This window comes from Terriglobus sp. YAF25, assembly GCF_052113305.1.
Taxonomy (GTDB): domain Bacteria; phylum Acidobacteriota; class Terriglobia; order Terriglobales; family Acidobacteriaceae; genus Terriglobus.
The window spans coordinates 1-9,188 of record NZ_JBFRCY010000124.1 but is presented as its reverse complement, the minus strand read 5'-3'; the positions used below and the strand labels follow the sequence as shown (position 1 = coordinate 9,188).

General features: G+C 56.3%; 9 protein-coding genes. All 9 read right to left on the bottom strand.

Annotation, left to right across the window (positions count from 1 at the left end; translation table 11 throughout):
- Positions 1-65 precede the first annotated feature (65 nt).
- A complete protein-coding gene (locus AB4043_RS07060; RefSeq protein ID WP_442303033.1) occupies positions 66-332 on the bottom strand; it encodes a hypothetical protein in 267 nt (88 codons plus the stop codon).
- Positions 333-923: a hypothetical protein gene (locus AB4043_RS07055; protein WP_442303032.1), complete on the bottom strand. Its 591-nt coding sequence runs from the start codon at positions 921-923 to the stop codon at positions 333-335.
- A gap of 13 nt (positions 924-936) precedes the next feature.
- Complete coding sequence (locus AB4043_RS07050) at positions 937-1,446, bottom strand: glycoside hydrolase family protein (RefSeq protein WP_442303031.1); 510 nt, start codon at positions 1,444-1,446, stop codon at positions 937-939.
- Positions 1,443-1,694 carry a hypothetical protein gene (locus AB4043_RS07045; RefSeq protein WP_442303030.1) on the bottom strand — a complete coding sequence of 84 codons (252 nt, stop codon included), beginning with the start codon at positions 1,692-1,694 and terminating at the stop codon, positions 1,443-1,445. The genes AB4043_RS07050 and AB4043_RS07045 overlap by 4 nt, the downstream gene beginning before the upstream one ends.
- A 70-nt stretch (positions 1,695-1,764) precedes the next feature.
- Positions 1,765-5,436, bottom strand: a complete 3,672-nt coding sequence (locus tag AB4043_RS07040; protein ID WP_442306748.1) for a hypothetical protein — start codon at positions 5,434-5,436, stop codon at positions 1,765-1,767.
- Positions 5,437-5,450: 14 nt separating this feature from the next.
- Positions 5,451-6,770 (bottom strand): hypothetical protein, encoded by a 1,320-nt coding sequence (locus AB4043_RS07035; RefSeq protein WP_442303028.1) that lies wholly within the window; start codon positions 6,768-6,770, stop codon positions 5,451-5,453.
- Between the two features lie 124 nt (positions 6,771-6,894).
- Positions 6,895-7,500: a hypothetical protein gene (locus AB4043_RS07030; RefSeq protein WP_442306747.1), complete on the bottom strand. Its 606-nt coding sequence runs from the start codon at positions 7,498-7,500 to the stop codon at positions 6,895-6,897.
- A 148-nt stretch (positions 7,501-7,648) separates the two neighbouring features.
- Positions 7,649-8,512 carry a hypothetical protein gene (locus AB4043_RS07025; RefSeq protein WP_442303026.1) on the bottom strand — a complete coding sequence of 288 codons (864 nt, stop codon included), beginning with the start codon at positions 8,510-8,512 and terminating at the stop codon, positions 7,649-7,651.
- 67 nt (positions 8,513-8,579) lie between these two features.
- A partial coding sequence (locus AB4043_RS07020; protein ID WP_442306746.1) for a hypothetical protein occupies positions 8,580-9,188 on the bottom strand: 609 nt, incomplete at its 5' end.

Sequence of the window (9,188 nt, the reverse complement as noted above, 5' to 3'; positions counted from 1 at the left end):
CGTTTTCATTGCGGAAAACGCCCATAGATACGGAATCCCTACACTACACCTACAGGAGAAATGCTCTAGCTGTTGGGCGCCGTTAATCGGGTCGGGTTCGGCATAAGGCTCTCGATGCTCGCCGGTGTAATGGGCGTACCGGAGGCGGCAGCATACGCTGTCAGCGCTTTGGCAACGAGCGCCGCTAGTATCGTCAGAATCCTTTCAGCGACAGCCGCTTCATCCGAAACCTGCGGATAGGTATCCTTGATGATCTCAAGCACGATCGCCGCATCGCGTTGGATCTCCTCGGTTGTACTGATGATTGCTGCCGCAGTTGTGTCGTTGCTCATTTACTGTCCTCCGACATAGATCTGCTTGACGCTCACTACCGCCGGCCCCAGGTTGGACAGTGCGCTATTCAACGCAGCTATCTGCGCCGTCACATCGCTGTCCTGATCCACGGTCAGCTTTGCCGCCTCGTACATCTGGAAGGCCCGGACCGCTGCGGTTTGCGCGTCCTTTGCTTTGTTAACCGCGTCGTAGGACGCTTGCGTGTGAGGCAGCGTACCTGTCTCATAGTCGATCTGGGCCTGATCGATAAGGGTTTTGGAGGCGGACAGTGTTTGAAATGTCTTGCGCTCAAAGTCGTTGCAGCCTGTCAATCCGAATGAGCCCAGCAGCAGGGAAGCGACAAGGAACGCAGCAAGTTTCGAGCCTGCCGTTCGGCTCTCCTCGACGGGAGGAAGTGGGCTCTGCTTCAGATATCCGGCGGCACTGACGATACCGGCAACAATGGCGACAACTGCAAGGTGCTGTAGTCCCAGGAGTGTATCGATATTGAATTTTTCAGAGTCCACGAGGATTGTGGCGAGAGAAGTGGCAGCGCCGCCGATAAAGGCAGCACCAAGGCCGTGCAGCCAAAGCCGCGTGTTTGGYGACATAGATTCTCCTTTGTTATCCGGCCCGCATGAGGTCGGAGTCTCGCTTCGCCCGCTTGGGAACCTCTTTCGCCCATGCGGAATCGAGCATTTCGTCTGCAGCCGCATTGAAGTCGCCGGCAGCGAGCAGCGCTAGCGTCTTCGTGAATCCCGCTAGGCGCTTGTGGCCGAGGTTGAAGGACATGTCGACCAGGACGGCCTGACGTGTCGGGCTCAGACCAGAGAAGGGCGGCACAAGCTTCCGCGCATCGCCTTCTGCGATTGCGATCGACTTGTCCCGCCGCGCATCGATCTGCGCATCTGTGAGCAGCGGGCAGCCGGGATACCAGTACCGGCTGGCAACCATGCCTTTTGGCATCGCAGCCACGTGGTCATAGTCGGCCGTCACATTGCGTCCGAAGAAAGCACAGGCCTCGTCCGCAGTCTCCAGGCATTCGCCTACTCCCGCGGTCACGAGGCCCTCTGTGTCGAGGTACATCCAGCGGATGCGGCCCTCGACGGGCTCGATTAGTTCTATCGCTGTCATTTCCAAAAGTGATTGGCGAGAATGACCGCAGCCGTGCCGAGCACGCCGATCATCCACCAGGCGCCCTTCGCGCTCTGCAGATGGTCCCAGAGGATGCCCACCTTCCGTCCAAGTTCGTCGAGCGTCGCCTGGCTGCTAGCCTGCGCCGCGTTTTCACGGGGAATGATGACTGTCTGGTCGTACTTCTGAATTGCAGCGGCGGCGCGGGCTTCGATCATGTCTCCAAGTACCTCTCGATCTATCTCCATGTGGTCCCTCTGATTGACAGTGAAAAGGCCCCGCGAACGGGGCCAAAAAGGTAATCCAGCAGTGGTAGTTCTATGGACAAGTGACTGACCATGTGTAGGTGACACTGGCCGTCGGAGCCGATGCAGGAAATGCAATGGTGTATTGATTGGCCGCGTTTCCGACAATGATGGACTTTGAATAATCCGTTGCGGCTGCGACGGTTGAGGGGCTATGGCTGCAAACAGCAAGGGTTGGTCTTGGCCTGTTCGTGGCGAGAGTTATCGTGACAAGGTTTCCCGTTGTTGTCGCGCCGCTGCCCATAGTCACGGTGACAATATGCGCAGCATCCACTCCGACGGCAGTACATGATGTCCCACTCCCAGCGGCGGATCCAAGCGTGCAGCTATCGACATTGACCGTTCCGCCGAGACTATAAAGGCTGGAGGTTGCAACTCCGCTGTCTACTGCGTTGTTGCTTGCATCGAAGGCGGCGAGGTTTCCGTTGTTGAGGTTGCCGATGGAGCGTAGCAGGTTCACTCCCGTACCTGGAACGGCTGTGATCGGGTAGAGCGTGTTGCCGAAGAACTCAAGTCCAGAGGGCTTGATGCCGAACTTCCGTGCGCCGTTGAAGTCGAATAGTGCCAGGTATCCGGCAAAGGCTCCGTCTGAGCTCACAAACAGACCGCATCCGCCAGAGGGGCAGGCTCCAGCGCTGCTGTTTGCTCTTATTCTGAACATCGGCACGGTGCCAGTCATAAACCCTGTTGCTGTGGCAATGTCTATATTTGGTGCTGTTGTACTTCCTGGATTGATGTAAATAGGATTGAGAAAGTTGAAAGGCGCGTTTGTATAGGTGCCAGCGCATCCTAGAGCTCCGGCCCAACTCGTACTAACGCCAAGAGAGAAGCGGCAGAAGTTATTGACATTTGCTACTGTACGCATCGCAATGCCGAAACCGCCTATTTGACCAGCGTTGGTTCCTTCTCCAAATTGGAGGTCATACAAGCTGTCTGCCGTACGGACTGACGCCCAACCACCAAAATCAACCGGAGCATTTGGCGAGTTTATACGCAAATATCCGGAAGGATTCCATTGAGATGCGGTATAGGTCGAACCAGCCTGGCCAGTGTCGTTCATGCAAGGCGGGGTATTGGCATTCGTATACAAAACGGTGTTGTAAACAACGATTGGGCCGCTGTAACCCGCGGTGCGGATTAGCGCATAATAAGCAGCTCCCAAAATCGGGCGCGCCAGGCAAACCTGAACATAGTTGGTTGAACTCAGGGTTGTTGGTCCAGTGGTAATGGACACTGCCGGAGTGCACCCAATAGGCTGAAGATTCGTAGCCCCAGCTGCACAGATCATGTATGTCGCAGACGCTGAGCCGGTCACCGGAATATAGGTCGAGGGGTTGGCATAAGTTCCGGGTGTAATGGTGATGGATCCTTCGCCGACGAGTCCGCCGAGCGCCATAATCTGTCGGTACCCACTGTTATAGATAAAGCCCTCTCCACCCGTTCGAATAAAGGAAACACTCGGGGTCGTCACAGAGCCTTGTCCGACGTGAACCGCAGTGAATGCTTTACTCGCATAGAGATCCTGCTGCGGTATCCCGCCTATCTGCTGCGTGATCGAGTTCTGTAGGGCGCGACCACCGGGCGTTTGGTGAGTTGTGTCGGCTTGACCAAACATCACACGGCGGAAGCTGTCTTGACCGTTCGGTTGAGAGTTAGTGTCATCGACATAAATAGCATTTCCTCCCGCCCGATTGATCTTAGTGACTTGATTCATCACGGCGAGATCACCACCGGCCCCCGTGCCAGTGCCAACGATGGCTGTATTTCCACCCGGATAACCGCTGACCCAAACAAGGTCCGGGGTGTAGGGGTTGCAAAGCGTATCCCATCCATAGCCGGCGGCGTTGCAAGCCGAGAGAGTTCCGAAGGTTGCCGCCTTTGCCGCATGTTGAGCAACGGTGCGGTCGTAGTCTTTTTGAAACCAGGTTTCGAGGGGATTTCCAGCTTCGTTCCTGTTATCGAGATATTGCGTGTAGATCGTATCCGGTACCGGCATTCCGTTATACCAGGGTGTCGTGTAAGAGTCCGGAGCCGCAAACAAGCTGTCATAGCTGCTGCCACCAAAACCCATGTCTTCAAATACCATGCCGCTCTGGTTGGGGTTGTAGAGTCCCCAGCCGAGAAGCTTTACGGCATCCCCGGAATTTGTGATCTTCACGATGCCGATGCCATCATGCGAAATGACTGCCTGCTGGATGCTGATATTGGAAGTGAGTATGTTCCCCCAGGAAGGAAGGGTTGTGCAGGAACCAGACGTTACGGTGATGGTCGATGTGTATGGGTTATAGCCGCTGCCGGCGCTGTTCACTAAAACATGATCGATTGCACCTGAAGAATTGGGCTCTGCGGTTCCGACAAACCCCGTTCCTCCAGTAGCTCCGAGCGTCAGCGTATTGCATCCCTGTCCGCTGCCCACGCCCTGCACTCCCACAGCGACAACACCACCCGTGGCGGCGCAGGCATTGGGCTGCGCCGAGCCGATGGTTTCATTGAAGAAATTAATCCCGTCCGGGGAGCTCTGCACATTGATGGTTGCTGGCTTACCGTCGCAAAGATAGAAGATTGAAGCCTGCTGCATGTTGCGGAAGCGGGTTTCAGTGCCCTGCTGAGAAGCAACCAAATAGAACGTTAGGGTTCCCGTCGTGCTAGAGCTCCCCAGAATGGTTGAGGAACCATTCACGGTGGTTGGGTCTGCGCTTCCGTTCGGGGAGTTAGTCACAGTCCCGCTCGTTAGCGAAGTGAGATTGATTGAACCTTGTCCAAGCCCATAAAAGCCTTCGTTGTTACCGGTTCCTACATGCGCCGCACTGCTATAAAAACCCGCGACACCCAATCCGAAGGACGACTGCATGAGGGTGTAGAAGGTTGCAAAACCGCTCACCGAGTCGCCGTGAAATGCGACTGGCCACTGCACGATAGAAGGAATGCCGGTGTTAGCGGGAGTAACTCCGTTATTGAGAAGATCGATCCAATGCGACTTGAGCGTGCCTTCGCGCGGGAAATAATCCCTGCGAGGGGTCTGCGCCAGAAACACATTGCTGCCCCTGCTGCTGTAGGTGCTTCCCGATCGATCGTCTGTAACCTGGGATGTGCAGGTCGAAATCATGTAGTTGGGCGTCGAATAAACTCCATCCGTTACGGTGGAACTCGCCGGCACGTAAACATTCAGGTTCGGGACCGYGCCGCAGGCCGCAGTGTAGGCAGCCTGGATGGTCGTATAGGTCACGCCGTCAGCAATGACCAGGCCGAGAGCAGCGGTGCTGCTACCGTTCGCGGAGATGACGTTATAGTTCGTGCCGTCTGAGAACGCCACGCCGCTCTGTCCATTGGCGAAAGTTGCGGCTCCGCCAGTGGATCCCTTGACGCATACTTGCTTCCCGCCGGTCGTCGAGTTCTTTACGTATACCGCGCGTCCAGGTGACAGCGGCAGAATCAGGCAGCGATCCGCCGTCAATGAGACGGAGCTCGTGACCATGAAGGTTCCGCGATAGGGACCGGTTCCGCTCGGGACGGTGCAGCCGCTGGGGGATGTGACATTGCAGTTGGCATCACCGATAACGACAGAGGAAAGACCGTGGTCCGAGTCAGTAGTCGAAGGGACCACAGAGTGACCGGTCAGGTTGATCTGGCCGTGAGCAGCACAAAAAGCGCCCAGCAGGGCGCATAACGCAAACAGCTTACGCATTGCGAGGGGTCTCCTTAGTTGGCTACCTTCGGACTGAAAGTGCCGTTGAGCAGGTTTGTGGACTCGTAGAGATACATCGTCACGCCGGCGCCGTTCTGGTTGATGAAGGTCACCGCGATGGGCGTGTTGAACGGCATCGCAAAACCCGTGAGGTTGTCGACGATGTTCGTATGAGCGTTGCCAAGGATGAGCAGGTAGATCTTCTGGTTGGCCGGCGAGTAGGGGCCGAATATCTGATTAACCTGGCTATTGGAGATGCCGGCGCCTGAGAGTGTTCCACTTCCGCCGCCGCCGAGAACTGCGTTCGTTCCGGATGCCGTTGCCGAGGTCGCCCCGGCCGAGCCCACTCCACCGAACACGCGCGGTGACCAGTTGATCGTCTGCGTCGCGGTCTTGGTCGTTGCTCCGATCGCGTTCAGCGTGAAGGTCGTCGATGCCTGGGAAGTTTTTGTGAAGGTGCCCGTTACTGTGCCGCTCGTGAATGGAGGAAGCAGATTTGTCGGTGAGCTGATGCCGTCAGTGTTCGTGATAGTCGCGCTCGCCGGTGCGACCGTATAACTTGCGCCGAAGCTTGGGTTTGTCACCGATGCGCCAATCTCTATCGTCTGGCCACCGGTGAAAGTGCTGATGGCGAAGGTGGGTCCCTGAGAGATGGTGACTGTGCCGCCGCTTTCAGAAAAATTGATCCCGTCGCCCTGGGTAAGGTTATAGAGAGTCTGTGAACCGTTGGGGTTCCCGTTGGTCTTGAACGTCACCGGTGGCGCTCCTCCGCCCGCAACCCAACGATGCCCATCCCACAGACGCAAGCCGGCCAGTGTGGGGTCAGTGCTGGTATTGAAGTAGCTCACACCGACTACGCTCGGCGCGCGTACTTCTCCGTCGCGATAACCAAAGGCGCCGGCTCCGGCGGGGAAGCGCGGTGCAACGACGGCGTTCAGATATGCCGTCAGATCTACGGTTGCCCCAACAATCGGCCGCGGCGCGAGGACTGCGCATCCGGTCTCACCATACGGAGTAACGCTGGCATTGGGGCAGACCGTGATCTGCCATTGCACGCCGCTCTGGTCGAGTGAGTTCGTGTCCGTGAGAACCGCAGTCATGCCGCCGGTCGCGTCGAGAGTGCCGCTTGCCGTCGATGGCACGATGACTCCACCGATCGTGGGTCTGGTGCCGGCGAAGATGCCGCCGGGCATGAGGATCTGCGCCGACCAGCTTCCATTCGTCCATCGCTGACCATCGGTATCCGATACGGTAGCTGTCACCGTCGACGTCGATGCGATTGCACAGGCCGGCAGAAGGCCGATAGCGACCCAGTAGAGAAGTCTCTTGATCATGTTGTCGTCCTTAGAGCATTTTTCCTGTTGCTGGGTATCCCGAAAGGGGCGTGAAGCGGCGTTTTCATTGAGGAAAACGCCCATAGATGCACAAGCCCTGCACTACACCTACAGGAAAAATGCTCTAGTGGAAGGTGGTTTCAACCCATGAATCCGGCGTGGAATTTACAAGGTTCGTGACGTCGCACCGGTAATAGTTGTTCTTGATCACAGGGAAAGAGAAACCGAGGGGCATCCCGGCAATCGTTGAGGTTGTGGTCATGGCGTAGACGACGGTAGACGGCGATGATGATGCGTCCGAGTAGCAGGTGATCTTGCTGTCTCCAGATCCGGAGTGCAGGCTTCCTTGACCGCTAACAAAGATGTTGTCAGCGGTTGCCTGGTAGGGCGAGCCGAATGACCGGGACCCGGTTACAACCGTTTGTGTTGAGCTCGGTGTCGAAGAGCTGTTCGTGAACGTGCAGTCCGTCGAATTTGCCCCTGAGTTATCTGCACATGCGACCCCGGTATTTGTTCCGGCGATCAGGTTCAGCTTTGCACGTTGTGTCAGATCGGTACCGCCGGCGCGGATGGTCTGGTAGTAGATCGTCGGTATCGAGCAGACGGCGCCGGTGATCTGGGAGCAGGTGTAGTCTCCCGCTACGGCGACTACATTTCCTTTGCGGCCGAAGACACTGGTGACGTCAGACTGTGGTGGAGCTCCGGTACCATAGATGCATAAGCCCTGCACTACACCTACAGGAGAAATGCTCCACAGATCATCGAACGTGTGAGGAGGTTCTCTGGCTCGACTGCAAAGGCGCGAGACTCAGTATCTCGGAGATGCATGGTGCAAGATGCGCCAGTTCCGTCAGCTTGTGGTGCACAGGCACGCCAAGCTAGAAGCTGGGAATATCCTGAGGGCGGATCTGCAAAAGTGCTCTTCTGACCCTGAAGTCGACGATGCTGCTCGAGAGAAGGCCATGAACGCTATTTCCCGCAGCCTGTATTCGCTGACTTGTTGCGAGAGCCTCGTACTGAATGACTCGCGGCCAGGAGAGTAACGCTCTCAGGTTGGCTAAATCCGTGGCTGGACGATTCAGTCTGAAAGCAACCTCTTTATCCAGGAGATCTCCAAGAAGATCTCGCTCTTTCCGTAACATCGCCTTATCTTCTTCTGTAATGACTGGATAACGTTGATTACCGGAATGCAGCCAGTCCATGAGCTTTAGATAGTGCTGATAGATCTCTGCCAGGGTTGCTTCCGATGCTTCATTGATCTTAAGCCAGGCATTGGCGGGTTCGGAGACCGGAATGTACGCATTGCCACAGATATGGAGAAACTCTCCGCGATACCACGATTCGAAGGCATCTGCCATCAACATTGCCTGGTCCCGCAGGTCGACCACGCCAGCGATTGCGACGTTATCTTTTACAGCGATGGCCTGAAGCATGGGAAGGCCATACGTGGCTGCTTCCAGAAAGTCTTTCTCATTTGCTTGCGATACGCCGAGTACACGACTCATTGTCTTAGCAACCGTGGAAGCTGAACGAAATCGAAGAAGGTGCAGCAGCTTGGTGATAAGCCAACCCACGAGGCGGATCGTGAACGTAATTGCGTAAATGCATGCCGCTACCATCAAGATGGCATAGGCCGCTTTTTGCCTGGAGGAAGGCAGGAGCAAGCCAAAGAGGCTCAATGGAATCGCTGTTCCAAGGCTCCATAACCTCCAACGGTCACTAACTTGTGGGAAGAACTGCATGCGACGCAATTCTACTATCCCATCGCCGGTAACAAGGAGCAGGGTTTACGGCGTCTGCGCACTCTTCCTAAGGTTGGGGACCATAGCCAAGCTGCTGGAGGATCGCTACCAGGCGGCGTGAGCCAAGTGACAGATTTCCTGCCTCAATGACAAGCTGCTGTCCATTTGGAGTTGAGAGCAGTTGATTAATCACCGGATCGCCGACACCTGCCGCAATAAGAACCTTCGAGCCCCGATCAATCCAGGCGCCGGTGCCCTTCATGCTGGAGGAGGCTTTTTGGATACTGGACCGAACGGCGCGGTTTCCTTCAGACTCGGGACCGCCGCCGAGCCATTTCAGCCCTCCCTGGACTATAGGCCCCACGCCCTTATCGAGAGGGACGTCGGAAGCTCGCGGTCGCGGGGAGTGCTCATTACGTCTCGCCGATTCCGTTGATTGGTCTGCGATGATCTTTAGATTGCCGACTCTTTCTTGAAGCTTGGCGGCCTCTTCCGGGGAAAGATTCGGATTTCGCGCCAGAGCCTCCTGAGCTGCCAAATCCGAAACTTTGGCTAAGTCCCTCATGGAGTTGATCGAGAGTTTGTGTCGTTGCATGAAGTTCAGAATGGTGGAAGTCTCTGCGATTGCGGCCTTCTCAAACGCTGCTCTTTCGTTTTCCGGAACCTTCAGGGAGGG

Bases quoted from the DNA above. Each gene is read 5' to 3' on its own strand.
- AB4043_RS07060 (WP_442303033.1), bottom strand. From the start codon at position 332: ATGAGCAACGACACAACTGCGGCAGCAATCATCAGTACAACCGAGGAG.
- AB4043_RS07050 (WP_442303031.1), bottom strand. From the start codon at position 1,446: ATGACAGCGATAGAACTAATCGAGCCCGTCGAGGGCCGCATCCGCTGG.
- AB4043_RS07045 (WP_442303030.1), bottom strand. From the start codon at position 1,694: ATGGAGATAGATCGAGAGGTACTTGGAGACATGATCGAAGCCCGCGCC.
- AB4043_RS07035 (WP_442303028.1), bottom strand. From the start codon at position 6,770: ATGATCAAGAGACTTCTCTACTGGGTCGCTATCGGCCTTCTGCCGGCC.
- AB4043_RS07025 (WP_442303026.1), bottom strand. From the start codon at position 8,512: ATGCAGTTCTTCCCACAAGTTAGTGACCGTTGGAGGTTATGGAGCCTT.